Origin of the sequence: Novacetimonas pomaceti (genome assembly GCF_003207955.1) — a bacterium.
GTDB classification, from domain to species: domain Bacteria; phylum Pseudomonadota; class Alphaproteobacteria; order Acetobacterales; family Acetobacteraceae; genus Novacetimonas; species Novacetimonas pomaceti.
In genome coordinates this window covers 1-24996 of record NZ_NOXG01000011.1, presented here as the reverse complement: position 1 = coordinate 24996, position 24996 = coordinate 1, and the positions used below count along the sequence as shown (strand labels likewise).

At 61.1% G+C, this 24996-nt stretch carries 22 protein-coding genes and 1 tRNA gene; 16 read left to right on the top strand and 7 right to left on the bottom strand.

Annotated elements, in window-relative coordinates; all coding sequences use genetic code 11:
• Positions 1–58: 58 nt before the first annotated feature.
• The 4 genes from glpK (at position 59) to CFR71_RS10105 (ending at position 4662) form a co-directional block, all read left to right on the top strand.
• Positions 59–1558, top strand: coding sequence for a glycerol kinase GlpK (gene glpK / locus CFR71_RS10120; RefSeq protein WP_110530717.1), 1500 nt, complete (start codon positions 59–61; stop codon positions 1556–1558).
• Between the two features lie 34 nt (positions 1559–1592).
• Complete coding sequence (glpX, locus tag CFR71_RS10115; protein ID WP_110530715.1) at positions 1593–2579, top strand: class II fructose-bisphosphatase; 987 nt, start codon at positions 1593–1595, stop codon at positions 2577–2579.
• 30 nt (positions 2580–2609) lie between these two features.
• Positions 2610–3716, top strand: a complete 1107-nt coding sequence (gene fbaA / locus CFR71_RS10110) for a class II fructose-bisphosphate aldolase (protein ID WP_110530713.1) — start codon at positions 2610–2612, stop codon at positions 3714–3716.
• Positions 3717–3867: 151 nt separating this feature from the next.
• The gene (locus CFR71_RS10105; protein WP_110530793.1) at positions 3868–4662 is read left to right on the top strand and encodes a DeoR/GlpR family DNA-binding transcription regulator; all 795 of its coding nucleotides are present in this window, start codon (positions 3868–3870) and stop codon (positions 4660–4662) included.
• A gap of 171 nt (positions 4663–4833) precedes the next feature.
• Here CFR71_RS10105 and CFR71_RS10100 read toward each other — a convergent pair whose 3' ends face one another.
• Entirely contained in the window at positions 4834–5394 is a 561-nt protein-coding gene (locus tag CFR71_RS10100) for a hypothetical protein (RefSeq protein WP_110530792.1), read from the bottom strand.
• Between the two features lie 377 nt (positions 5395–5771).
• Here CFR71_RS10100 and CFR71_RS10095 point away from each other — a divergent pair, with 377 nt between their 5' ends.
• A complete protein-coding gene (locus CFR71_RS10095; RefSeq protein WP_110530711.1) occupies positions 5772–7052 on the top strand; it encodes an NAD(P)/FAD-dependent oxidoreductase in 1281 nt (426 codons plus the stop codon).
• Between the two features lie 66 nt (positions 7053–7118).
• A complete protein-coding gene (locus CFR71_RS10090; protein ID WP_239019291.1) occupies positions 7119–7805 on the top strand; it encodes a FadR/GntR family transcriptional regulator in 687 nt (228 codons plus the stop codon).
• A gap of 10 nt (positions 7806–7815) precedes the next feature.
• On the opposite strand, the gene CFR71_RS10085 is transcribed toward CFR71_RS10090, so the two are convergent.
• From CFR71_RS10085 to CFR71_RS10065, 5 genes are all read right to left on the bottom strand, one after another.
• On the bottom strand, positions 7816–9408 hold the full coding sequence (locus tag CFR71_RS10085) for a glycosyltransferase family 9 protein (RefSeq protein ID WP_239020350.1): 1593 nt from the start codon (positions 9406–9408) through the stop codon (positions 7816–7818).
• Positions 9409–9431: 23 nt separating this feature from the next.
• Positions 9432–10859, bottom strand: a complete 1428-nt coding sequence (locus tag CFR71_RS10080; RefSeq protein WP_110530707.1) for an FAD-binding oxidoreductase — start codon at positions 10857–10859, stop codon at positions 9432–9434.
• Positions 10860–10942: 83 nt separating this feature from the next.
• Positions 10943–11362 (bottom strand): DUF4112 domain-containing protein, encoded by a 420-nt coding sequence (locus CFR71_RS10075; protein ID WP_110530787.1) that lies wholly within the window; start codon positions 11360–11362, stop codon positions 10943–10945.
• A gap of 53 nt (positions 11363–11415) precedes the next feature.
• On the bottom strand, positions 11416–11706 hold the full coding sequence (locus tag CFR71_RS10070) for a SelT/SelW/SelH family protein (protein WP_110530705.1): 291 nt from the start codon (positions 11704–11706) through the stop codon (positions 11416–11418).
• 111 nt (positions 11707–11817) lie between these two features.
• Positions 11818–13923 carry a catalase gene (locus CFR71_RS10065; protein ID WP_110530703.1) on the bottom strand — a complete coding sequence of 702 codons (2106 nt, stop codon included), beginning with the start codon at positions 13921–13923 and terminating at the stop codon, positions 11818–11820.
• 195 nt (positions 13924–14118) lie between these two features.
• On the opposite strand from CFR71_RS10065, the gene CFR71_RS10060 reads away from it, so the two are divergent.
• The 4 genes from CFR71_RS10060 to CFR71_RS10045 all read left to right on the top strand — a co-directional run bounded on the left by CFR71_RS10060 (position 14119) and on the right by CFR71_RS10045 (position 17535).
• A complete protein-coding gene (locus CFR71_RS10060) occupies positions 14119–14919 on the top strand; it encodes a creatininase family protein (RefSeq protein WP_239020358.1) in 801 nt (266 codons plus the stop codon).
• Positions 14920–15007: 88 nt separating this feature from the next.
• Positions 15008–16132, top strand: a complete 1125-nt coding sequence (locus CFR71_RS10055) for a YncE family protein (RefSeq protein ID WP_239020357.1) — start codon at positions 15008–15010, stop codon at positions 16130–16132.
• Positions 16133–16264: 132 nt separating this feature from the next.
• Positions 16265–16990 carry an NUDIX domain-containing protein gene (locus CFR71_RS10050; RefSeq protein ID WP_110530697.1) on the top strand — a complete coding sequence of 242 codons (726 nt, stop codon included), beginning with the start codon at positions 16265–16267 and terminating at the stop codon, positions 16988–16990.
• A gap of 185 nt (positions 16991–17175) precedes the next feature.
• On the top strand, positions 17176–17535 hold the full coding sequence (locus CFR71_RS10045) for a YidB family protein (protein WP_110530785.1): 360 nt from the start codon (positions 17176–17178) through the stop codon (positions 17533–17535).
• Positions 17536–18380: 845 nt separating this feature from the next.
• Here CFR71_RS10045 and CFR71_RS10035 read toward each other — a convergent pair.
• On the bottom strand, positions 18381–19229 hold the full coding sequence (locus CFR71_RS10035) for an N-formylglutamate amidohydrolase (protein ID WP_110530695.1): 849 nt from the start codon (positions 19227–19229) through the stop codon (positions 18381–18383).
• A gap of 162 nt (positions 19230–19391) precedes the next feature.
• On the opposite strand from CFR71_RS10035, the gene CFR71_RS10030 reads away from it, so the two are divergent.
• The 6 genes from CFR71_RS10030 (at position 19392) to CFR71_RS10005 (ending at position 24327) form a co-directional block, all read left to right on the top strand.
• A tRNA-Val gene (locus CFR71_RS10030) sits at positions 19392–19466 on the top strand.
• A 382-nt stretch (positions 19467–19848) separates the two neighbouring features.
• Positions 19849–20190 (top strand): hypothetical protein, encoded by a 342-nt coding sequence (locus CFR71_RS10020; protein WP_110530693.1) that lies wholly within the window; start codon positions 19849–19851, stop codon positions 20188–20190.
• Positions 20187–21554 (top strand): glycosyl hydrolase family 28-related protein, encoded by a 1368-nt coding sequence (locus CFR71_RS10015; protein ID WP_165832088.1) that lies wholly within the window; start codon positions 20187–20189, stop codon positions 21552–21554. The genes CFR71_RS10020 and CFR71_RS10015 overlap by 4 nt, the downstream gene beginning before the upstream one ends.
• A gap of 83 nt (positions 21555–21637) precedes the next feature.
• On the top strand, positions 21638–21784 hold the full coding sequence (locus CFR71_RS16535) for a hypothetical protein (protein ID WP_165832087.1): 147 nt from the start codon (positions 21638–21640) through the stop codon (positions 21782–21784).
• Between the two features lie 78 nt (positions 21785–21862).
• On the top strand, positions 21863–22147 hold the full coding sequence (locus tag CFR71_RS10010; protein ID WP_110530781.1) for a hypothetical protein: 285 nt from the start codon (positions 21863–21865) through the stop codon (positions 22145–22147).
• Positions 22148–22728: 581 nt separating this feature from the next.
• Positions 22729–24327: a B12-binding domain-containing radical SAM protein gene (locus tag CFR71_RS10005; protein ID WP_110530688.1), complete on the top strand. Its 1599-nt coding sequence runs from the start codon at positions 22729–22731 to the stop codon at positions 24325–24327.
• Positions 24328–24996 lie beyond the last annotated feature (669 nt).

The following is a 24996-nucleotide window of genomic DNA, read 5'->3' as shown; positions in this document are numbered from 1 at the left end:
TTGCGGCCATGCAAGCCGTGCTATCGATATCTCGATCCTGATGGGACAGGAAACGACAATGAACAAGAAAAACAAAATTCTGGCCATTGACCAGGGTACGACATCGACACGCAGCATCGTGTTCAACCGTGACACCGCGGCACTTGCCACGGCGCATGTTGAATTCCAGCAGCATTATCCCGATCAGGGCTGGGTCGAACATGACCCGGTCGAGATCTGGGGCAATGTCGTCTCCACCGCGCGCGAGGCGATGGAGCAGGTGGGCGGCGCGGAGCAGATCGCGGCCATCGGCATCACCAACCAGCGCGAGACCATTGTCGTATGGGACCGCAGGACGGGCGAACCCATCCATCGCGCCATCGTGTGGCAGGACCGCCGCACCACGGCGCAGTGCGCACGTATGCGTCAGGAAGGGCATGAGTCACTGGTGCGTGAGCGGACCGGCCTGCTGCTGGATCCGTACTTTTCCGCGACCAAGCTTGCATGGATTCTCGACAACGTCCCCGGCGCCCGCAAGCGGGCGGAGGCCGGGGAACTGGCATGCGGCACGATCGACAGTTTCCTGCTGTGGCGCCTGACGGGCGGGCGGGTGCATGCGACCGACATCACCAACGCCGCGCGCACCCTGCTGTTCAACATCCATACCGGGACGTGGGACAGGGACCTGCTGGACCTGTTCCACGTCCCCGCCGCGATCCTGCCGCGCATACAGGGCAACAGCGAACCGTTCGGCGAAACCGATCCGGAACTGTTCGGGTGCCCGATCATGGTGGCGGGCATGGCGGGGGACCAGAACGCGGCGCTGGTGGGGCAGGCCTGCTTCGCGCCGGGAATGGCCAAGGCGACGTACGGCACGGGGTGTTTCGCCCTGCTCAATACCGGGGATCGCCCGGTCATGTCGAACAACCGGATGCTGACGACCATCGGTTATCGCATCGGTGATACGACGACCTATGCACTCGAAGGTTCGATTTTCGTGGCGGGGGCGGCGATACGCTGGCTGCGTGACGGCCTGAACCTGATTACCCATGCGTCCCAGACGGACGACATGGCCACCCGCGTGCCGCACAGCCACGGCGTCTACATGGTGCCGGGTTTCGTCGGGCTGGGCGCGCCGCACTGGGATCCCGACGCGCGTGGCCTGATCTGCGGGCTGACGCTGGATGCGACGGCGGCGCATATCGCGCGCGCGGCGCTGGAATCCGTGGCGTACCAGACCCTTGATCTGGTTGGCGCCATGTTCGAGGACGGCGGCGGCAAGCTCAGCGCGCTACGTGTTGATGGGGGAATGTCGGTCAATGACTGGTTCTGCCAGTTTCTGGCGGATATGCTCCAGACTCCGGTGGAACGTCCCCGGCAGGTGGAAACGACGGCGCTCGGGGCGGCATTCCTTGCGGGACTTGCCGTCGGGGTATGGGACAGTATTCCCGAACTGGCCGGAACCTGGACGCGGGGGCGTCTGTTCCAGCCGTTGATGCCCGCCGATCAGCGCGATGTGCTGGTCCGGGGATGGCATCAGGCCGTGAAGCGTACCCTGACCAGTACTGTTGCCTCTTGAACGACGATAAGAACCCTACAGGAAGGATTGTTACATGACCGTCACGCCGACCCCCTATCAGGTCACCGACCGTAACCTTGCCCTCGAACTGGTGCGCGTGACGGAGGCGGCGGCGGTTGCGGCATCCGCCTGGACCGGGCGCGGAAAGAAGAACGAGGCCGACGGCGCAGCGGTCGAGGCAATGCGCCGCGCGTTTGACACCGTGGCGATCAACGGCACCGTCGTCATTGGCGAGGGCGAGATGGACGAGGCCCCGATGCTGTTCATCGGGGAACATGTCGGCGCGGGCGGCCCGGCGATGGACATTGCCGTCGATCCGCTGGAGGGCACCAACCTGTGCGCCAAGAACCTGCCCAATGCGCTGACGGTGGTGGCCCTGGCGGAAGAGGGGCATTTCCTGCACGCGCCCGACATCTATATGGACAAGATCGTGGTCGGCCCCAACCTGCCCGAGAATGTCGTGGACCTTGACGCCAGCGTGGAAGCCAACCTGAAGGCCCTTGCCAGGGCGAAGGACAAGGATATCCGCGACCTGATGCTGTGCACGCTGGATCGTCCGCGCCATGAGGAGATCATCGGTCGCGCGCGTGCGATGGGGGCGCGCGTGACGCTGCTCAGCGACGGGGATGTCGCGGCGGCCATCGCGGCGTGCCTGGAGGAAAACGAAGTCGATATCTATCTGGGGTCGGGCGGCGCGCCCGAGGGCGTTCTGGCCGCCGCGGCGGTGCGCTGCGTGCACGGGCAGATGCAGGGCCGCCTGCTGTTCGAGGATGAAAGCCAGATCACCCGCGCGAAGGAAATGAACCCCGGCGCCGATCCGTCGCGCAAGCTGGACCTGACGGATATCGCAAGCGGCGACGTGCTGTTTTCCGCGACGGGCGTCACGGGCGGCACGTTGCTGCGCGGCATCAGGCAGAGCAACGGATGGACGATCACCCATTCGCTGGTCATGCGTTCAAAATCCGGCACCCTGCGTTTTGTCGAAGGACATCACGATTATTCCACCAAGACCTGGCGATAAAAACAAAAACCACGAAAGGCTGGTTCGATCATGACAAATCAGGAACGTCCCGTATCCGCGCGCGCATCCCTGTCCCCCGGTGTCGTCACGGGCGCGGATTACCGCAGGCTGGTCGCGACATGCTGTAGCGAGGGATATGCCCTGCCTGCGGTCAATGTCGTCGGAACCGACAGCATCAATGCCGTAATGGAGGCGGCGGCCCGCAACCGTTCGGATGTCATCATCCAGCTGTCGAATGGTGGCGCGCGCTTTTACGCGGGCGAAGGGATGAAGGACCAGAACCGTGCGCGTATCCTCGGCGCGGTCGCGGCGGCGCGGCATGTGCATACGCTTGCAGCGGAATACGGCATCTGCGTGATCCTGCACACGGATCACGCCGACCGGAAACTGCTGCCATGGGTGTCGGGTCTGATTGATGAAAGCGAAATCGCGGTGCGTGAAACCGGCCGTCCGCTGTTTTCGTCGCACATGATCGATCTTTCGGCAGAACCGCTGGAGGAAAACATCGCGGAATGCGCCCGCTTCCTGCGCCGCATGGCGCCCTTGGGGATCGGCCTGGAAATCGAGCTTGGCGTGACCGGCGGGGAAGAGGACGGGATCGGTCACGATCTGGATGATGGCGCCGACAATGCCCACCTCTATACCCAGCCGGCGGACGTGCTGCGTGCCTATAACGAACTGTCCCCGCTGGGATTCGTGACGATCGCGGCGTCATTTGGCAACGTGCATGGGGTCTATGCCCCCGGTAATGTCAAACTGCGCCCCGAAATCCTGCTGCATTCGCAACAGGCCGTGTCGGAGGCGACGGGGCAGGGGGAACGCCCGCTCGCACTCGTCTTCCATGGGGGGTCCGGTTCGGAACAGCGCCAGATCGCGGAGGCGGTTTCCTACGGCGTGTTCAAGATGAACATCGATACGGACATTCAGTTCGCCTTTGCCGAAAGCGTGGGCGGATACGTGCTGGAACATTCCGAGGCATTCCGCCACCAGATTTCCCCATCGACCGGCAAACCGCTGAAGAAGATTTATGACCCGCGCAAATGGCTGCGCATGGGCGAATGCGGCATCGTGGCCCGTCTGGACAAGACATTCGCCGACCTGGGGGCGACGGGAAAGACGCTTGCCGCTTCTTCCTGATGCAATGAGTGAAACGGGGGGAGGTGCGCGCCCTTCCTCCGTCATCCTTGCGCCCGTGGTTTTGCGTGTTCCCCAATTGCAGTAGGTTGCACTTGCGCCGGCGCGGGATCGTGTGCCGGGAATGATGTGGCAGGGGCAGGATCAGGAACATATGGCCAGCGTATCGGCGGAGGAACGACACCGCGAAATCATGGAACTGGTGCGTCTGCAGGGGTACGTCTCGAACGAGGATCTGGCCCAGCGGCTGAATGTAGCGGTGCAGACCATCCGGCGGGATGTCAATGCCCTGGCGCGACAGGGACTGGTGACCCGCCATCATGGCGGGGCGGGGCTGGCGTCCTCGGTTGAAAATATCGCCTATGCGGAACGGCAGGTCCTGAACCGCAATGCCAAGGAGGCGATCGGGCGCATCGCGGCGCGCGCCATTCCCGACAATTCCTCCCTGTTCATCAGTATCGGCACCACGACCGAGGCCTTTGCCCAGGCATTGCGCCGGCACAAGGCCCTGCGGGTCATCACGAACAATCTGCACGTGGCCTCCACCCTGTCGTCGCGGACCGATTTCCAGGTCATCGTGACGGGGGGACAGGTCAGGTTTTCCGACGGCGGCATTACCGGATCGACCGCAAGCACGTCCATTGACCAGTACAGGACGGATTTTGCCGTCATCGGCATAAGCGGGATCGAGGAAGATGGCACCCTGCTGGATTTTGACGCCGATGAAATCAATGTCGCGCAGGCGATGATGCGCAATGCGCGCAAGGTGTTCCTGCTGGCCGATCAGGGCAAATTCGGCCGCCGTCCGATGGGGCGGCTGGGGCACCTGTCCAATATCCATGGTTTTTTCACCGACCGTGAACCCTCCGCACGGATCCGCCAGATCCTCAAGGCAGGCAATGTGCAACTGCATGTGGCGGGTGGGTCATCGGATGACGAGGCACCCTGACGCGGGCAGGGGAGGCGACATTCCGGGCATGTGATCCCGGTTTTTTTGTCATGACGGGACGGCGAAGGGGTCATTTCCGCTAAAAAGGCCAATATATTATCGCACGTAAACATTATACCTTATCAAAGGTCAGGCCATTTCCTGCCGTGCCGGCGCATCGCAGACCTCAGTTCAGGAGGGGGACGGCCTTTGCGCCATCGCACGGATGCGCCCCAGCATCCGGCGCCGGATCAGGCCGCTGACGGGACGGATGGCGTACCAGTAAGGTGCGAAGCGCCGCTGCGATGCCGGGGTCGGGCAGAAGACGCGGGTCCGTGTCGTAACCCGGCGGATATCGCCGGAAAGGGGCGCGATGGCGAACCCCATGGCCAGCCTGCACAGGCCGGGATGATGGCTTTCATGAAAGCAGGCGGCCGATGACAGCGGGACCAGCCCGTAATCGGCTTTCCAGAACGCGCCCATCAGGCCGAAAACGATTTCCCGCTCTCCTTCGCGGCCCAGGATGGTGAAATCGTCCAGATCGAGCATCGGGCCGGGCCTGCGCCCCAAAAGCCGGGCCGGACCTTCGCGCAGGCCGATCGCCAGCCGGATCAGCGGATCATGGAGGGCGCGATAGGCGCGGATGCTGCGCATGATGGCAGCGGCGGGCGCGCGGATGGCGATCCGGTGACATTCCTGAAACTGGTAATGGGGGAGAAGGTTATCGAGGAGAGACATCGGTGACGTGGTCATTTCCGCTTTCCCTGTCACGGCTTTCCTGTCATGGCGCGGGGGCATATCGACGATTGGCATATCACGCATTGTACGTGTGCACGCGCCGCTCCGGCATGGATAAAGATATTGTGCGCCACCTGCCGGCAGCCACGCGACGCAGGCCGCGTACCGGGGCCGATATGGCCGTCTTCGCGCGCCGTTTTTTGATTTTTGTCAAGGGGAATGGGGTATAACCTTCGCCGTGCCGTGGGACGTGGCATTGTCGATGGCGCATTTTGCAATAGGGTGTGTCCAGACGGGAACGGCCATGCCTGAGTGTGATGGTGACAGAATATAGACATCGGGTATCGCCAGGGCGTCCCGCATGTCGTGCGAACGGGTTGGAGCAGAGCAAGATGGCGCAGAAGTTTCGGATCGTGATTGTTGGCGGGGGTGTCGCGGGGCTGGCGCTGGCCACACGCCTGGGCAAGACGGTCGGGAAATCGGGACGCGCGGAAATTACCCTCGTGGATAAAAGCTTCGCCCATGTGTGGAAGCCGATGCTCCACTGCTTTGCCGCGGGCACGGCGGCGAACGAAAATGACCGCATCAGCTTCATGTCGCAGGCCAGCCGCCATCATTTCGATTTCTGGCCCGGCGAGATTTCGGGCATGGACCGCAAGGCCCGGACCATTACCCTTGCCCCGGTGATCGACCCCAACGGGGAAACGATCCTGGAGGAACGCAGCCTGGAATATGATGCCGTGATCCTGTCCATTGGCAGCCGCGCCAATGATTTCGGGACGCCGGGCGTGGCCGAACACTGCATGTTCATCGACAACCTTGTCGATGCGAATGGCTTCAACGACCGTTTCCGCATGGAACTGCTCAAGGCGTTTGCCTATCACCGCGAACTCGACATCGCCATTGTCGGTGGCGGGGCGACCGGAACGCAGCTTGCCGCCGAACTTCACAAGGCCCTGGGCCTTGCCGCGCTTTACAGTTTCGGGGAAAAGCCCCCTGCGCTTAAGATCACGTTGCTGGAGGCCGGGCCGCGCATCCTGCCCGCCTTTCCCGAAAAGGTATCGCAGGCCGCGATGAAGCAGCTGGAGGCCATCGGCGTGACCGTGCAGACCTCCGCCATGGTCAGCGGCGCGGACGAAAATGGCTTCATGCTCAAGGACGGAAGCCGTGTGCCCGCCACGCTGCGTGTCTGGGCCGCCGGGGTGAAGGCCCCTGACGTGACCACGAAATTCGGGGGCATGAAGCTTTCGCGTTCGGGACAGCTTGAGGTGCGTCCCACGCTTCAGGTGATGGATGACGACAATGTCTTCGCCATGGGGGATTGTGCCTTCATCGCGGAAAAGCCGGTGGCCCCCACGGCGCAGGCCGCCCGGCAGCAGGCCCACCATCTGGCGCGTCACCTGCCCGCATGGATGGACGGGCGTCCGCTGCCGCCGTTCGTGTTCAATAACAAGGGGGCGGTGGTCGCGCTGGGCGACTATAACGGCTGGGGCACGTTTCCCGGCGGCACCGTCTTTGGTGGCGGGTGGCTTCATGGCCTTTCCGCCCGGCTGGTCCATCTGATGCTCTATCGCCAGCACCAGTTCGAACTCTACGGACCTGTCCGTGGCATGATATCGTGCCTGGTGGACTGGCTGGACGTGTTTGTCCGCCCCGCGGTGCGCCTTGACTGAGGCTCTGATGACGCGCGGGGCGCGACGGACTGTCCCACGCGTCATCTTTGGGATATGAAACGGCCCATGTCTTCTTTTCCTCCCCTTCCGCGACACTCCCTTGTGGAACAGGCCATCGCAGTCATGCGCGAACGTGTCGCGAAAGGGGAGTGGGCGCTGGGCGAGCGCATTCCCAAGGAAACGGAACTGGCGCAGCTGTTGCAGGTCGGGCGCAACACCGTGCGCGAGGCGGTGCGTGTCCTGTCCCATGCCGGCATGCTGGAGGTGCGGCAGGGTGATGGCACCTATGTCCGTTCGCGGACCGACCCTGCCGATGTGATGCACCGCATCAGCCGGTCAGGGTTGCGCGATCATTTCGAGCTGCGTGTCGTGCTGGAGGCCGAGGCCGCGCGCCTGGCCGCCCTGCGCCGGACGGAGCGCGACCTGAAGCGTCTGGAAAAACTGCTTGAGGCGCGGGGCGAAAAAGTGTCCGACAGCACGGATATGGAGGCTTTTGTCGCGCGTGACACGGCCTTTCACCTTGCGATTGCAGAAGCATCGCATAACAGGGCGTTAAGCGAGCTTTATCGCTATTTCGTCTCCGAGGTGCGGCGCGGCACCCATACCGCCGTGGTGGAGCCCGCCCTGCCGGAACCGGGGCTGGCGGCGCATGTAAGGATCCTTGATGCGATCCGCAATCAGGACCCCGCCGGGGCGGAGCGCGCGGCGCGCGAGGCCGTAACCCCCCTGCTGACGGCGATGGCGCAGGCGTAATCGACGATTTTCAGGGATGGCCGGCGGCGGCTGCCAGCAGGTCGCGAACCTGTGCCACGACGCCTTCCCAGTCCCCCGGACGCGACTGGCGCACGATACGCAGTTGCGGGTACCACTGGCTGTCATGGCGGCCGGACTGCCATCGCCAGCAATTGTCGTACCGGTCCATCATGATGGTCGGTCTGCCCAGGGCGCCGGCAAGATGGACGACCGACGTATCGACCGATACGACGATATCAAGGTTCATGATGATCGCGGCGGTATCATCCATGTCGCGCACGTCATCCATGGGATCATAAAGCTGCATGCCCTCGGGCATGTCCGCCATCTGCTGCGCATGCTGGCCACGTTGCAGGTTGACCAGATGGATCCCCCCTATCGTGGTCAGGGGCGCAAGCTGGGAAATATGCATCGAACGCTTGCGGTCGATGGCCTGTGCTTGCGCCACGCCCGGTCGGCTGGCGCCACCCCAGACGATCCCGACGCGCAGGCCCGGACGCGGTGGCATGTAATCTTCCCATCGCAGGATTTTTTCCGGATCAGCCCACAGGTAGGGTATCGGCGCCCCGATGATGTCGGATGTCCGGCCCAGCGCGCGCGCAAGGCTTCCGAACGGGCAGTGCCAGTCATGCGCGGGCAGCGGGCGCAGCGGATCGATAACCCGTTCGACCCCGTAAATACGCGTGCCAAGGGGCAGTATCTCACGCGGAAGCTGAAGGGTGACGCGCGCGCCGCGCCGGATCAGCGCGGGGACAAAGCGCAGATACATCAGCATGTCGCCCAGCCCTGCCTCTGACAGGACCACGATGCGCTGTCCCGTCAGGTCCGTATTCTGCTCCAGCGTTGGCAAAAGACGTTCAAACGGGTGTTTCTGGCGTCCCGGCATGCGCAGGCGCCATTCATATTCGGGCCAGCCCTGCGCATGCCGCCCGGCCTTGAGCAGGGTCATGGCGTGGTTGAGGTGGATCTGCGGGTCATCGGGACGCAGCGCCAGCGCCTGCTGGTGATGATGCAGGGCCTGATCCATCTGGTTGTCGATGGTCAGGATATGCGCGAGGTTGGCATGCGTCATCGCGCTGCGGGGATGATATTCCAGCAGGTGGCGCAGCAGCGCCTGCGCGTCGCGGGCCTGTCCCAGTTCATTCTGCGTCACCGCCAGCAGGTTGCCGGTCCGCAGGGCGGCGGGATGACGCCTGCATCCTTCCACCAGCACTTCAACCGCATCGGTCATGCGGTTCTGCAGCAGCAGGAATTCCCCCAGCAGGTCATACAGGCGGATATCGTTGGGCGTCTGCATCAGGGTCGCGTGCAGCGTCGCCTCGATTTCCGCGATGCGCGAATGACGCAAAAGAAGCGTCATCATGTCCTGCGCGGGATGACGCGCCGTCGGATTGTCATGCGCCAGACGGCATAGCAGTCGCGCCGCCCTGGCCGCGCGGCCGCTGCCCGCCAGCGCATGGGCAAGGATGACGTCGGCCCGCCCGTCGCCGCACATCGGCTCGACCAGCGCGCGGGCCTGCGCGAAGTGACCCGCGTCCAGGTTCTGCATCGCCTGGCGCAGCCGCTGCGTGCGCTCCGCCGTCCTGTCCGATGCTTTCGCCACGGTTACCCCCGCGTGTGGAAGGTTCAGGCGGCGGCCGCGTCAGGGGCAGGCGGCAGCAGCTTGCCGGGGTTCAGGATGTTCCGCGGATCAAGGGCCTTCTTGATCGCGCGCATGACCTCCAGCGCATTTTCGCCGTGTTCGGCAGCCATGAACTCCATCTTGCCGCTGCCGATCCCGTGTTCGCCGCTGCATGACCCGTTCAGGGCCAGCGCCCGGCGCACGATCCTGCGGTCCAGTTCCATCGCGCGTTCATATCCATCGGGTTCGGGGGGGACCATGATGATGGTGTGGAAATTCCCGTCCCCAACATGCCCCACGATGGGGGCCGGCAGTCCCGATGCCTCGATATCCGCCTTGACCCCCGTGATGAGTTCCGTCAGCGCGGAAATGGGAACGATGGCGTCCGTCGCGATGCCGTTGCGACCGGGATATGCCGCAAGGGCCGCCCAGTAGGCGCTGTGGCGCGCTTTCCATAGGCGGGTGCGTTCTTCCTGGCTCGTGCTCCATACGAAGCCGAGGCCATTATTGTCGGCGGCGATGGATTCCACCATTTCCACCTGTTCGCGCACGGCCTCCGGCGATCCCTGGAATTCGAAGAACAGGGTCGTGATGGGGCGGTAGTCCTCCAGCTTGGAATAGGCGATGCAGGCTTCCATCTGGGCATCGTCCAGAAGCTCGATCCGCCCGATCGGCACGCCCACCTGTATGGTGGAGACCGCCGTGCGCACCGCATCGCCCAGATCTTCGAACTGGCACGTCGCGGCGGCGATGGTTTCGGGAATGCCATGCAGCCGCAGCTGGATTTCGGTAATGATGCCCAGCGTGCCTTCCGAACCGATGAACAGGCCGGTCAGGTCATAACCGGTGGACGACTTGCGCACCCGCCCGCCCGTATCGACGATACGCCCGTCGGCCATGACGACCCGCAGCCCCAGCACATTTTCGCGCATGGTGCCGTAACGCACCGCCGCCGTGCCGGAGGCACGGGTGGCGCACATCCCGCCGAACGTGGCCTCCCCGCCCGGATCGACCGGAAAGAACATGCCCATGTCGCGCAGATGCGCATTGAGCGACTGGCGCGTGACCCCGGCTTCCACCCGGCAGTCGAGGTCATCGGCATTGACCTCCAGGACACGGGTCATGCGTGAAAGGTCAAGGCTGATGGCATCCGTTGCGGGGGTGACGTGGCCTTCGACCGACGTGCCGCCCCCGAAGGCCACGACCGCCACCGCGTGTTCATGGCAGGTGCGCAGGACCAGCGCCACGTCCCCGGTGCTTTCGGCGAACACCACCAGCGCGGGCAGGCTGGCGCGTTTCCATCCCTCGCCATGGCTGTGCTGTTCCCGGATCGATTCATTGGTCGTGACCCGTTCGCCCATCTGCTGATGCAGGATCCGGGCGACCGTGGCGATGGAGGGCGAAAGCGGAGAGAACATGAACGGCGGTCCCATCAGGCGGTAATCCTGTTCCGGGTTATCCGTACAGGCGCCGGATCGCAAGGTCGGCGCGCAGGATCAAGGGTCAGCGCCCAGGGTCAGCGCGGGGGTGAGGGAACATCCACCGTCATGCCGAAATGCCGTTCCAGAAGGTCGATATTGCGCAGGTTCGCCTTGTATACCGTATCCGCCAGATCGCCGAGGACAGGGACAAAGTCGAACAGCAGTTCCACCAGCACGTTCGCCAGCATCCGGAGGATGATTTTCCCCGGCACGTTCATCCGGTATGCTTCCCAGATGATATAAAGCGAAGGGATCGCCATCACCGCGGTCCCGGCCACCGGCAGCGCCCCGATCAGCGTATCGAGCCCCCAGCGCACGCGCGTGCCCGGTATCGTGAAGGCTGCGTCCAGCAGGGTCGCCAGCCGCCGCAGGCGCTGGACGCGGCGCCTGATTTGCGTGCCGTCAAGGGACGGGCGGGTCGTGAACGGGGACGAGGATGAAGCGGTATGTGCCATGACTGCGCATATGGGGTGGCGGCGCGGCGCGGACAATGGGGGATCGTACCTTCCTAGCGGTCGATATGGCCCATGTCCCGTTCGGGCGCGATGATATCGCGGACCTTCTGCTTGAGCTCCTTCGGGCCGGGGAAACCGCCATCGCGCCTGCGTTCCCAAATCAGGTGGGGACCGACATGGATTTCAAAACGGCCGCCACTTCCCGGCACAAGGGTCACGCCGCCCAGTTCCTCGCCAAACGTCGCAAGCAGTTCCTGCGCCATCCATGCCGCACGGAGCAGCCAGTTGCAGCGCGTGCAGTAATGGATGGAGACATGCGGTTTTTCATTCGGCTTTTCGTCCATTTCGGTCCCTCCGTGTCTCTTTCATTGTGCCTGCGGCGATAGCGCATCAAGGGCAGGCACGTAAAAAAGATCACGGATTGCCGGACCGGGTGTCAGGCCGGCAGGCACGGGTCAGACCGCATGCACGCGCTTTTCGCGCGGCCAGAACCGCAGCGCGGCGCAGGCATTGATAAAGGCGGGCGCGTCCTTGGCCTTGGTCAGCCTGATGATGCCGTCGTCGCGTTCGGACGCACCCACCCCCGCCGCATCCAGCAGTGGTTCGGCCGATGCGGAAAATCCGATGAACTTGGCATGGGCAAAGGCATCCGCGATGAAATCGCGCATCGTCGCCTCGCCCAGCAGCAGCGTGCTGCCCTGCGCGGAAGGAAGCAGGACCACCGCGTCATACAGGACCGACGGGCCGCCGTTGATCTTCTGCATGACCGGCAGGATCTTGCCCCGGTCATCGGATATGTTGCCGATGCGCGGCCCGACCAGTTCCGTCTCCACCCCTTCCTGATGGGCGGCTTCCTGCACGGCGGACAGCAGGGCGGCGTCCGTGCCCTCGCTCACCACGATGCCAAGCTTGCGCCCGCGAAAGCTGCCGGGGCCATTCTTCAGGATGCTCAGCGCGTCGGAAGGCGGCAGGTCCGTCCGGACCGGCAGGGGGCCGACCGCCGCGTCGGGAAGCGTGGTAATGCCCAGCCCGTCCGCCACGCCACGGGCTAGCGCCTCGTCCACGTTGCGCAGGTGCGTAAGCATGCGCATGCGGATGGCGGGCGTCTCCACCTTGCTCAGTTCAAAGACGAAGGCGTCCTTCATGTGGGTCTGCTCGACCGGGGTCTGGCTGATATAGAACTGGCGCGCCTGGCTGTAATGATCCCCGAACGCGGCCGAACGCTCACGCGTCTTGGCCCCTGACTGTTCCTGCGGAAAGGAACGGTAGCCGGTGCGGGGATTTTCGCGTGGGCCGCCCTGCGGCTGGGGCCATGAATTGGGTTCGTAATTCGCCCGTCCCTTCGGGTTGTGCATCGCCATGTGCCCGTCCTGCTGGAAATTATGGAACGGGCATTTGGGCGCGTTGATCGGGATATGGGTGAAATTCGGACCGCCGAGGCGCTTGGTCTGGGTATCGAGATAGGAAAAATTCCGCCCCTGAAGCAGCGGGTCGTTGGTGAAATCGATGCCAGGCACGATATTCTGGGTGCAGAAGGCGACCTGTTCGGTCTCGGCAAAGAAATTGTCCACCACCCGGTTCAGCACAAGGCGGCCGACACGGCGGATGGGCACCAGTTCCTCGGGGATCAGCTTGGTCGCGTCCAGGATGTCGAAGGGGAACCGGTCCGCGAATTCGTCATCGAACAGCTGTACCCCAAGGTCCCATTCGGGGTAATCGCCCGCGTTGATGGCGTTCCACAGGTCGCGGCGGTGAAAATCGGGGTCCGCGCCGTTGATCTTCAGCGCCTCGTTCCAGACCACGGACTGCAGGCCCTGACGTGGCTTCCAGTGGAATTTGACGTAGGTGGAGCGTCCCTGCGCATCGATCAGGCGGAAGGTATGGACGCCAAATCCCTCCATGAAGCGGAAGGAGCGCGGAATGGCGCGATCCGACATGGCCCAGCAGACCATGTGCGTGGCCTCGGGCGAGAGGGAGACAAAATCCCAGAAATTGTCATGCGCCGTCTGGGCCTGCGGAAAGGCGCGATCGGGTTCTTCCTTGGCCGCGTGGACAAAGTCGGGGAATTTGATGGCGTCCTGGATGAAGAAGACCGGTATGTTGTTGCCGACAATGTCCCAGTTGCCCTGCTTTGTATAAAGCTTTACCGCGAAGCCACGCACGTCGCGCACGACATCGGACGATCCCTTTGCCCCCGCCACGGTGGAAAAGCGCACGAAGGCCGGCGTCTTTTCCCCGACATTGCCGAAGATGTCGGCATGGCAGACATCGGCAAGGGAATCCGTCAGCTCGAAATAGCCATGGGCCCCGTATCCCCGTGCATGGACCACGCGTTCGGGAATGCGTTCATGATCGAAGTGGAAGATTTTTTCACGGAAATGGAAATCCTCCATCAGGGCGGGACCATCCGCGCCCTGGCGCAGCGTATTCTGGTCATCCGCGACCGGGGTGCCCTGCTGGGTGGTCAGGGTGGGGATATCAGCGTCATCCGCTGTCTGATGGGTCTCCCCGCCCGTGCCTGTCCGGCTGTGGGGCGGATGCGGGATGGCGCTGGCATTCATCGCGTCTTCTCCTTTATACCGACCCGCCGACACTGGCAGGGCGGGGGTAAAATGTTCGCTAAACTAACGGGATGTCCGTGTGATGGTTCCGGCGTGGGCCGTCCGGGCCGCGTGGCAGGTGGCACGGGTAAAGCCGCGCGACGGCAGGTCGCGGGGTGGCGGCGGCTGGCGTACGCGTGCATGGCCGCGGGCGCGATGGTGCTGGCATCGCCACGGGACGCCCATGCGGATGCCCATGCCACGGCCACACCGGGCAGTGTCGAGTTCGCGCAGCTGACATGGACGGAAATCCGTGACGCGCTGGCGCAGGGCTGGACCAGCATCGTGATCCCGGTGGGGGGCACGGAACAGAGCGGCCCGTTCATCGCGGTGGGAAAGCATAACGTGCGCGCCACCGTTCTGGCGCAGCGCATCGCGCAGAAGGCCGGGCACATGCTGGTCGCCCCGACCATTGCCTATGTACCCGAAGGGGGCACCGCGCCCCGTACGTCGCACATGCGCTTTCCCGGCACGATCAGCATTCCGCCAGCGGTGTTTCGCGAACTGGTCAGTGGCGCTGCGGAAAGCCTGCGGGTGCAGGGGTTCCGGCGTGTCATCCTGCTGGGCGATCACGGCGGGTACCAGAAGGACCTGAAAGCCGTGGCGCAGGCCCTGAACCGCAAATGGGCCGGCACGGGGGCGCATGTGGTCTATCTGGCGGCGTACTATGACGTCATCGCCGGGGCCTATGCCGGTTTCCTGCGCAGGCGTGGGCTGGGCGCGGACGTCGGCATGCATGCCGATATCAGCGATACGTCCCTGATGCTGGCGATCCGGCCGGACATGGTGCGCGAGGACGCCCTGCGGCATGCCGCCCTTCCGGGGGCGGCACAGGGGGTGTATGGCGGCGACCCCCGGCCCGCCACCGCCGCGCTGGGACAGGTGGGGGCGGACATGCAGGTGGCGGCCGCCCTCAGGGCGCTGGAAACCGATAAAAACGGTCCGGTTTCTCCCTGATTGCCAGATTTTTGCCGCGTGCTATAGGGGCGGCAGGAGAGTGGATTGCATGACCGTAAAAAAACTGTTTCTGATGTCCGGGCTATGTATGGCGGCCCTGGCGTGGGGTGGATCGTCCGCGGCGCGGGCGCAGCAGGTGCAGACAATACCGGGCATGCCGCCGGTGGTGGATCCCCGCAACATCTATACCGAAACGACGTCGGATCACATCGCGCCGGAAGTGGCGCAGGATCCGCCACGGATTTATGTCCCCAACCTTCGGTCGAACAACGTCTATGTCATCGACCCCCAGACCTATAAGGTCGTCAATCGTTTCCGCGTGGGCAAAAGCCCCCAGCATGTCGTGCCGTCATGGGACCTGCGGACGCTGTGGGTCACCAACAATGCCGAAGGCACGACCAACGGCACCCTGACGCCGATCGATCCGCGCACGACCCTGCCGGGGCCGGAGGTCGCGGTCGATGATCCTTACAACATGTATTTCACGCCGGATGGAAAATCGGCCATCACGGTGGCCGAAGCACGCGAGAGGCTGGATTTCCGCGATCCCCATACCATGCAGTTGCAGACATCCGTGTCGGTGCCGCGATGCAAGGGCGTCAATCACGCCGATTTCTCGATTGACGGGCGCTATGCCATCTTTACGTGCGAATTCGGTGGTTACCTGGCCAAGGTGGATACCGTGAACCACACGGTCCTCGGCTATCTCAAGCTGTCGAGTGGCGGCATGCCGCAGGATATCCTGACGGCGCCGAACGGCCATACATTCTATGTCGCGGACATGCACGCGGATGGCGTGTTCATCATTGATGGCGACAGTTTCCGTGAAACGGGCTTCATCCCGACCGGTGTCGGCACCCACGGCCTTTATCCCAGCAGGGATGGCACGATGATGTACGTTGCCAACCGTGGGTCGCACAAGATCCATGGCCCGCCCCATGGCAAGGCCGGTGGCGTATCCGTTGTCAGCTTCGCCACCGAAAAAGTGGTCAGGCAGTGGCCCATCCCGCATGGCGGCAGCCCGGACATGGGCAATGTCAGCGCCGACGGCAAGACATTATGGCTGTCGGGCAGGTTCGATGACGTGGTGTACGCATTTGACACGACAAGCGGCGCGGTGCGTAAGATCGCGGTGGGGCAGGAACCCCATGGCCTGACGGTCTGGCCGCAGCCGGGACGTTATTCGATCGGGCATACCGGCATCCTGCGGTAAAAAACTGCTTTGGCCGGGCAGGACGTTCCCTGTCCGGCTGTCTGCCCGGTTTGTGGACAGGAAACGACCGCCTGTCCGCCATCGCGTCTGACAGGCCGGGCAGGGGACGTTCGATAAGGGGGAATGCGAGGCATGTCCGATGCGGTCCAGATCCACTTTTCTTCCCTGATCCCGCCCGAGCGGCAGGCGGCCGTGCTTGAAGCACCCCATTTTGTCCGCTGGCGTGACGGGTTATGTGCCCGTTTCGACGTGCGCCGCATCGACGTGCACGATGTCGTCATGTTCGGCACGCGCGTGGGGTTCATATTCGCCGTGGCGGATGCACTGCATGATGGCAGGCCCGTGCCCGGGGCCGCGATGCTGCGCGGGGATTCGGTATCTGTCCTGCTGGTGCTGACATGCCCGGGGGAAACCCCACGCACGGTGCTGACGCAGGAAGCGCGTGTCCCGATTGCCCGTCCTGATCTTCTGGCGCTGCCAGCCGGGATGCTGGACGGGGGGGAATTCGTCAGTACCGCCCTGCGTGAACTGTCCGAGGAGGTCGGTGTGGACTTGAAGGTCCGCAAGACCGATCTGGTGCTGCTGGACACCGTCTGGCTTTCGCCCGGTGGCACGGACGAAGCGATCGCCCTGTATTACGCGGAACTGGAGGTCAGGGCCGAGGTCCTTCGTGCAATGGACGGGCGCCATACGGGGCTGGCGAATGAACATGAAAACATCCGGCTGCATGTCCTGCCGCTGCATGATCTGCCCACGATCGGGCGGACGGATGCCAAGACCGTCCTGTCCTATCATCTCTATCTGGCCCGTAAGGGTACGGCGGGCGAAATCACCGGAGATTTTCCTGTTGACACATAAGCGTGAGGTACATCATAAAACCGGGAAGCAGATTTGCCTTGGCAACTGCTTCTTGGACGTTTCCTCCCTAAACTCAAGCGGTGCGCATGCACCGCTTTTTTTTGATCTGGCTTATTATATTTTTTTATAATTATCCAAGATCGATTATATTGAAAAACGCCGTAGCGAATTTCAGGGATATGATCATGAGTGGTATTTTCGACGATGTAATGGGAAAACTGACCGATCTGGCCGCCAGTTCGGGACTGTCGGGGCAGATTCATTCCTACCTGTCGCAGATGCTGACGCCCGCCATGATTTCTTCCCTTCTGGACCAGGCCCAGCAGGCGGGGCTGACCGACAAGGTCCGCTCATGGATCGGTTCAGGCGAAAATCTGCCGATTTCTGCGGATGAACTCCGCTCGCTGCTTGGCAATCAGCAGGTGCAGGCCCTTGTCGATCATGTTGGCCTGCCGGCCAATACAATCCTGCCTGTCCTTGCGCATCTGCTTCCGGCGGCGGTCAACGCCCAGACCCCGCAGGGCGAGGTTCCTGCAAAAGCCTGATCGGGTATTCTGGGAGTTTCGAATAGCTGATGCCGCGGGTCGGACCTGATTCCGGCCCGTCACGGCGCGATGGGTGCGCATGCTGTCTCAGGCAGCTCCGGGCCCGGAGCTGCGTTTCACCGACAACCCGGTGCCGGGGAATGCATTTTCGGCTGTTTTCCTCCTTCGTGTCCATCCACGCGGTTACATGCGTGAGTATTGCAGGGGAGGGTGCAAATGGTGCAGAAAAATTGCACAATTTGCACATATATCTGCCGAATCCCATGGTCGGCACAACAGGGATCGAACCTGTGTCCCTTGACATGCCAAGAAGATGACTGTGCTGATTTAATTCAGTACAGACAACGGATCATTATAAATCACTGTGTCCACGACCGAATGATCTCATCCCGATAGGCATGCGGCGTCATCGCCTGTGAGTCGGACCGCCGTCATGTTCGGTGGCAGGTCTGAATGTGATCGAGCATGTGAGGGGACGGAAGGTTTGTGCGCAACGACTGACGCTGTTGTAACCGTCGCCATCCGGGTGGCCATCTGAAATGGAAGCATGCCAACATGCGGTTTCCTTCCCGGCCGTAATTCCCGGCGGCTTGCGTGCTGATCAGAACATAAGGATCATCATGCGGGGATTGGAGGGGACATGATGAAGCTCTGGATTACCGCAACCGTAATCGCCTTGTCGCTTGCATCCTGCTCGCATCGGCACCCTCGCGAACGGCAGGAAACGCCTGCGTGCGTAAATTACCACGCGATGATGACTGCCCCCATGCCGCCAGATGCCATACGGAAACTGCAGGAACAGTGCGAGAAAAGTCAGCCACATTCCTGACGGATGATTGCAGGGCCTAATGACTGGCCATCCGATACCCCAGTTTCGCGAGTTCAGCCATGATGCCGGACAGGACATGCTGCAGGCTGGAAAAACCCTGATGCCGTTGCAGCGTGCATTCATCCATATAGAGGTGACGGCTGATCTCCATCTGCAATGCATGCACGCCCTTGCGCGGACGCCCGTAATGTCGTGTGACATATCCCCCGGCAAAAGGCATGTTACGGACAACACGATACCCATGCGCCATCAGGATATCCTCGACCAGTGTCGTGACCTCTGGCGCGCAGGAAGTTCCCCAGGCATTTCCCAGAACAAAATCAGCCTGCTCGCGCTGTCCCTGTCGTGGCATCGAATGTCCGTCCAGCAGGATGCATACGCCATGTTTTTCCACACTGCCGTCAATCAGCGAGGCCAGTGCGGCATGATAGGGATACCAGCAGCCACGGATGCGGTATTCCGCCTCCTCGAAATCGAGCGGACGGCTGTAAATCAGCCCGCCGCTTCCTGCCAGGCGCGCAATCGTTCCAAACCCTGCCTTCACCTTTTTGCTTGAGGTGTTGCACCACCCCGGCAGCGTGTCGCGAAACATGCTGGGGTCGAGTTCCCATGCTTCCCGGTTCGCATCGCAATAGGCGCGGGGGAAAGTGGCATGAAGCAGGCTTGCCCCGTAATCCGGCGCATGTTGCAGCAGTTCCTCGACAAAGCAGTCCTCGCTCCGGCGCAGGGCAAAAGGTGTCAGGCGCGACTGTTTCAGGAAGTGGGCGGTATAGTTCCGTCCGGAATGCGGCGACGCCACCACCAGCGGCGCATTCCCATGCCGGGGGTGAATGATCTCAAAGGGAGCGAGGGCGGCTAGCGACATGAGAACACAGGGGATTCAGGGAAACTGACCGGCAGGACGGGATAGGAACGCATATCGGGCATAGGCGCAGCACGCAGGATTTTGGTCAATGTGAATTTTTTTGAAGAAAGGGGGTTGCACCATGCCCAAACGAGAGCTAGAAGCCATTCCACCGAAGCACAAGGGCGCATAGCTCAGCGGTAGAGCACTACCTTGACATGGTAGGGGTCACAGGTTCAATCCCTGTTGCGCCCACCACGTGCTTCGGTCAGAAACCCCCGGAAAACCGCCATTTATTGCGCGGTTCCGGGGTTTTTCATTTCTTCTGGAAAATCCGCCAGCGTCCGCCATGATCCGTAAAAAATCTCCCTGATCCGTGCAAAATCCGTGCAGTCATTTTGGGGTCTACCGCAGGATATCAGGGCCGTGTGCCCACCACCTGATGATCTCATCCCGATAGGTATCTGGCATCAGTTTGGCATAGCCAGTGACGGTCTTGATCTCACTCCAGCCCCCGTCTGCCTGTAGCCTGAGCAGATCCTTGTGAACGCAGTAATGCCATCTCGCCCAGTCCCTGCTTTTTCATCAAGATAATCGCCCGGCAGGATTTCTACCATCTTGGCCTGAACGGAGACGGCAGATGAACGCAACCGCAAAGTTCGGCGGCCTTGGGGCGGTCATTGCGTTGCTGCTGGCCGAGGTGCCGAGGGAGCATGCGCTTTATGGTTCCGCATTCATTCTTGCGTGCGCAGCGGTCGCCGCGATGATCCCGTCGCCCCACGCGGGCAGTCGGTGGGCCGTCGCCCATCAGACCAGGACGGATATCGGTCTGAATGTCGGATGGGCAGAAAACCACTTCAAGCCGGGACAGTTGGGCATGTATGTGCCACTATGGGACAAGCCCGCAGCGGAACTGGTCGTCGCAGCCGTGGGGATCCTGGTGCCAAACAGGAAGAGCCAGCCGGAGGACATCGTGAAATGAAGAAGATTGCTTTTCTCTGCGCGGTCCTGCTGGCGCCCATGGCGGCGCAGGCCCAGTCCATGCCCGGGCGGAAGTCCTATGCGCAAACGGGGGATCCGGCCCATATCGTGCCATCCGCCGGAACCACCGATGGCGTGGCGGCGTCATTGGTGCAATACACCCCGGCATGGACGGGCGCAGTTGGCCGACCTATGTCTGCACGTCTTACGGATTCCCTGAACGTGAAAGATTTTGGGGCGGCATGTAACGGGACCGTGACCAGCGACGATACAAACGCCTTCAACGCTGCCATGAAGGCAGCGGCGGCGTCCAATAAGCACGTCTCGATACCTGGTGTGACCTGCTACATCACCAGCACGGTCACCATTCCGGCGGGTGTGACTGTGTCGGGGGCGGGGATGGGCTCCACCATAATACAGGCAGGGAGTGCTGGAAAGTTCGTGTTCGGCGCTGGGGCATATGCCGGGATACAGGACCTGACCATCACCCAATATGGAACGAATCCGTCGTGTCGTATCGATGCCGCGACGAACACTCCGTTCGGAGCGTCCATCAGAGACGTGCACATAATCAACCCTGTCTGCGGAATCGATTTATCCGGTAATTCCCAGATAGTGGATAGGGCGCGCATTGAAGGCGTCTCCAGGATTGGACTACGCATCGGCCATGCTACCACTTTGGCAGCTACCGTTGATCCACGGGTGACCAATACGACCATTGCATCCGCACGAGGGGCGACTGGCATGCGGATTGAAGATGCCGGGGGCCTTTATCTTGTTAATAATGATGTCTTGTACGGCGCTTACGGAACTGTATTCGATCCCGGTAAAAACCAGCAGATCACGTGGGTGTTCGCCAGCAATACCGTGCTGTCAGACACGGCAACGGTCGATGGTTTGAAAATCGATACGGCTGACGCCACCGCCCAGGTCAAGGGCCTGAACTTTGAGGGTTCATGGTCGTCTTCAAACGGCAATATGGGCGTGAACATCAAGAACACCGCAGGGGGTTCAATTCAGAACATTGCGTTCTCCGGAATGCGGTTTTACGGGAATCGGGCGAATACAATCGACGTAACCGGCATGTCGCACTTTCGAATATTCAATAGTGAGTTCTGTGGTGGTGGTCCTACCGGAACTGATCTGTATATCAACACAGGTGTTACGCATGTCATTGTCGCGAATAACGATTTTACCGGCACCTGCGGCAATGAGGCTTCCGGTTCTCCTGCGGGAATTGTGTTTGTTTCCAGGAATAATAACGTTGTGGTGCAGGGTAACGACTTTGCCGGTTTGACCACTGCGATCAATCTGGGGTCGAACCGAACCATTCCTTCAAGTTCCATCACAGGGAACTTGAAGTAATTCTAATATATCCGACATATAATTTCATGTTCCGCATTATACTTTTCCGGCAAAGGGAAATGCTATGAGCAGCCGGAAGAACAGTGAAGGGTGTTCTGGCGGCGCGAAAGAAGGAAACCTTTCCCGCCAACCCCTGCTGCGCGCCGGGGCCCGGGTTCGGCGTGTGCTGGCTGCACTGGGTTGCGCTCGAACCGCGCAGCCTGTGGGAAGATGAAATACGGACAGTATAAGTGCGAGAAAGCCATTCAGGCCGAAGGGACGTCGGTCTATGCTGAATGGCCAGTAGACAGAACGGGATATTTCATCAAATGAGAGAACCTAATAACGAACGCACAAAAAGCTGGACCGAAGATCCTTATTTCACTGATGCCTTGGATGCGCTTATTGAGAAGCGTGAACGTGGTCTGCGCTTCATTACGCTCGACATGGAAGCCATCAGTGAGGTCATCTCCAATTGCGATGGCCCTGCGTACCGTTTGCTTGATGCTATGGTCAATATAAAGGAGACGGAAGGCTATCATGGAATGCGAGGGGCACCCCGCGTTCTTCTGGCTACGCTATATAGGTTGGCGGAGATTTCAAAAACTGTGTAATGAGGGGTGTAGGAACGGAATTTAAAATGATTGTCAAAGCCCTCTTTCTTCCCGCCCAATCGTCTGACCCGGAAGTTGGAGAGGATTGGCATATAGGGGCGGCCCGCACGGTGTTACGCTGACCGGCAGCCGATACGACAGTTTTACTGTCCGCATCCGATCCCACACTGCCTGAAACAGATTGTTCTTGATCTTCTGCCCGAGTGGCAGTGCGTCATTCCATGCGCACTCCTGTCGGTGTTTCTGAACGTGGCGGCGGACAGTTTGGGGCGTATTGGCTGTATCTGCGCTGCTCCAGCTGCCTCCAGTTCAAAAACACCGCCTTGATCCCATCAGAACCAATCGGGGGGCGCGGATGCATCTTCTGACGCGGCCATCCTTTCGATACGGTCCTATCGCTATTGCCAGCCTGCGGGTGTAGAAGCGTCGGTTCATCCAGATGGAGCATCCATAGTGACGACTGTTCGCTGGCATACCGCCGTTTCGCCGGAGGTGGATCCGTCCATCTGTTCATTTTCCGTTATCAGGGGAAAAGATCGTTTCGCCCATAGCCGATTGTCGGCTTGGGGAAACATTGCACGATGACCGCCCCCTGCAAGGTCCTGATGATCTTTCCGCGTTTCAACGCCAACTCCTTCTGGAACTATCAGGAAGCCTGTGACCTGGCGGGCGCGCGTTATCCGGCAGCCCCCCTTGGGCTGATCACGGTTGCGGCCCTGCTGCCTGAAAACTGGGAAGTCCGTCTGGTCAATCGCAATACCGAAACCCTGGGCGATGACGATCTCGGCTGGGCCGACATCGTGATGACCGGCGGGATGCTGCCGCAGCGTAACGACGCCCTGCACATTATCGAAATGTGCCGTGCCCGTAACAGGCCGGTGGTGGTCGGCGGTCCCGATGTCACGTCCAGCCCGGCGCTCTACAGTGCCGCGAATTTTCAGGTCCTGGGCGAGGCCGAGGAAATCATGGGTGATTTCATCGCCGCTTGGCATCGTGGTGACAGGCAGGGCGTGTTCGAGGCCCCGATGGGCAAGACGGACGTCACGAAAAGCCCGCTGCCCCGCTTTGACCTGCTGAAGCTGGACCAGTATTTGCATGTCGGCGTCCAGTTTTCGCGTGGCTGTCCGTTCAGCTGCGAATTCTGCGATATCATCGAACTGTATGGCCGGGTGCCGCGCACCAAGACAAATGGACAGGTGCTGGCCGAACTCGATGCCCTGTATGCCCTTGGCTATCGTGGGCATGTGGATTTTGTCGATGACAACCTGATCGGTAACAAAAAGGCGCTGAAGAAATTCCTACCGGACCTCAGGGCATGGCAGGATAGGAAAAACTTCCCGTTCGAGTTTTCAACCGAGGCCTCGATCAACCTTGCCGATGATGCCGACCTGCTGCGCAGTCTGTCGGACACCAATTTCTTCGCCATATTCGTGGGGATCGAAAGTCCGGATACGGACTCCCTCGTCCTGATGCAGAAAAAGCAGAACACAAGGCGCAGCCTGCAACAGAGCATCGAGACGATCCACAGGGCGGGGATTTTCGTCAATGCCGGCTTCATCGTGGGGTTCGACAGCGAAAAGGGCAGCGTTGCGGCCGGCATGATCGAATGTATCGAGGATACGTCGATCCCGGTCTGCATGGTCGGCCTGTTATATGCCCTGCCCACGACCCAGCTGACGCGCCGCCTGCGGGCCGAAGGGCGTCTCTTTTCCGGCGGGGAACAGACGCAGTCAGGGGACCAGTGCACCGCCGGGCTGAATTTCGAGACGAAGCGGCCACGCCGTGACGTGCTGGATGATTACAGGACGGTCCTTAAGGCCATCTATGACCCGGTTGCCTATTTCGGTCGCGTGCGACGGCTTGGCCGGATGCTCAGGCGCGGGCGGGGCCATCGGATGATACGTGGCGACCTGCGCAGCTTTGTCCGGCTCCTCTTTCGCATCCATCGCGCGGGACCTGGCACGGCGGGGCAGTTCTGGCGCATGCTGCTGGATTGCGCCCTGCATAACCCGAAGGCATTGCCCTATGTGGTCATGACCAGCGCGCTTTACCTGCATCTGGGGCCGTTTTCGCGGCGGGTCGTTGGCGAGATCGACAGGGAAATCGCAGACGTGGATGCAGGACGATGGCAGGGGCAGCCGCCTGTGGTGCCGGTGGCGCAGGTGTTCGTGCCTGCCTGACCGCCGTCAGTGTCGGACGACAGGAACGACAGGAACGACAGGGGAGCCTTCATGCCTGTGGACAATGGCATGAAGGCCTTCTGGCGGGGCGGGGGCATGTCGGGTTTGGTTCCGGCACGCGAGATGGCAGGTCTGGTTGCAGGACGGTTCCAGCCTGCTGTGTCCCATCCGCAGGTGTTATCTATACCCATTGGTATCATTGACCGTTGCGTTCATTCGCGAGATTATCGCTGAATGCTTCAGGGTTTTATTGTTAAGTCAAAATGTTGTTTATAAATCATCTGTTCCCAGACATATTTATCCATGGAACTGTTTTCAGTTATTCTGATGTTGATATTCTGGCGGATGGATAAAAGAAGATATGTGCATCGGCCTGGGAAAAGAAATATTGACATGCATATGTTTCATCGGTAACGGGAAAATTAATGCTTGCATATACTGGAATAATTTTTGATTCCGTATATAGGTCTGATCAAGGGATATTAGATAGACAATAAATATATGATTTCCGTGTCGGATTATTTCATTCCGATATCCTAGATATATGGGAAGTATTTCCGTCGCTATGTAATACCAACCGTTGATTGCTATAACCCATGAGCCCAATTGCGCAGTCCGATTGACATGATGCGCCATGGTTGATTGACGAGCTGGTTCCAGGCATGGCAG

Excerpts from the sequence above, each read along its gene's own strand:
- CFR71_RS10010 (WP_110530781.1), top strand. The coding sequence starts at position 21,863 with ATGAGAGAACCTAATAACGAACGCACAAAAAGCTGGACCGAAGATCCT.
- CFR71_RS10005 (WP_110530688.1), top strand. The coding sequence starts at position 22,729 with ATGACCGCCCCCTGCAAGGTCCTGATGATCTTTCCGCGTTTCAACGCC.
- fbaA (WP_110530713.1), top strand. The coding sequence starts at position 2,610 with ATGACAAATCAGGAACGTCCCGTATCCGCGCGCGCATCCCTGTCCCCC.
- CFR71_RS10075 (WP_110530787.1), bottom strand. The coding sequence starts at position 11,362 with ATGGCACATACCGCTTCATCCTCGTCCCCGTTCACGACCCGCCCGTCC.
- CFR71_RS10095 (WP_110530711.1), top strand. The coding sequence starts at position 5,772 with ATGGCGCAGAAGTTTCGGATCGTGATTGTTGGCGGGGGTGTCGCGGGG.
- CFR71_RS10050 (WP_110530697.1), top strand. The coding sequence starts at position 16,265 with ATGTCCGATGCGGTCCAGATCCACTTTTCTTCCCTGATCCCGCCCGAG.
- CFR71_RS10100 (WP_110530792.1), bottom strand. The coding sequence starts at position 5,394 with ATGACCACGTCACCGATGTCTCTCCTCGATAACCTTCTCCCCCATTAC.
- CFR71_RS10015 (WP_165832088.1), top strand. The coding sequence starts at position 20,187 with ATGAAGAAGATTGCTTTTCTCTGCGCGGTCCTGCTGGCGCCCATGGCG.
- glpX (WP_110530715.1), top strand. The coding sequence starts at position 1,593 with ATGACCGTCACGCCGACCCCCTATCAGGTCACCGACCGTAACCTTGCC.
- CFR71_RS10045 (WP_110530785.1), top strand. The coding sequence starts at position 17,176 with ATGAGTGGTATTTTCGACGATGTAATGGGAAAACTGACCGATCTGGCC.
- CFR71_RS10070 (WP_110530705.1), bottom strand. The coding sequence starts at position 11,706 with ATGGACGAAAAGCCGAATGAAAAACCGCATGTCTCCATCCATTACTGC.
- glpK (WP_110530717.1), top strand. The coding sequence starts at position 59 with ATGAACAAGAAAAACAAAATTCTGGCCATTGACCAGGGTACGACATCG.
- CFR71_RS10090 (WP_239019291.1), top strand. The coding sequence starts at position 7,119 with ATGTCTTCTTTTCCTCCCCTTCCGCGACACTCCCTTGTGGAACAGGCC.
- CFR71_RS10105 (WP_110530793.1), top strand. The coding sequence starts at position 3,868 with ATGGCCAGCGTATCGGCGGAGGAACGACACCGCGAAATCATGGAACTG.
- CFR71_RS10080 (WP_110530707.1), bottom strand. The coding sequence starts at position 10,859 with ATGGGACCGCCGTTCATGTTCTCTCCGCTTTCGCCCTCCATCGCCACG.
- CFR71_RS10035 (WP_110530695.1), bottom strand. The coding sequence starts at position 19,229 with ATGTCGCTAGCCGCCCTCGCTCCCTTTGAGATCATTCACCCCCGGCAT.
- CFR71_RS10020 (WP_110530693.1), top strand. The coding sequence starts at position 19,849 with ATGAACGCAACCGCAAAGTTCGGCGGCCTTGGGGCGGTCATTGCGTTG.
- CFR71_RS10055 (WP_239020357.1), top strand. The coding sequence starts at position 15,008 with ATGGCGGCCCTGGCGTGGGGTGGATCGTCCGCGGCGCGGGCGCAGCAG.
- CFR71_RS10065 (WP_110530703.1), bottom strand. The coding sequence starts at position 13,923 with ATGAATGCCAGCGCCATCCCGCATCCGCCCCACAGCCGGACAGGCACG.
- CFR71_RS10060 (WP_239020358.1), top strand. The coding sequence starts at position 14,119 with ATGGTGCTGGCATCGCCACGGGACGCCCATGCGGATGCCCATGCCACG.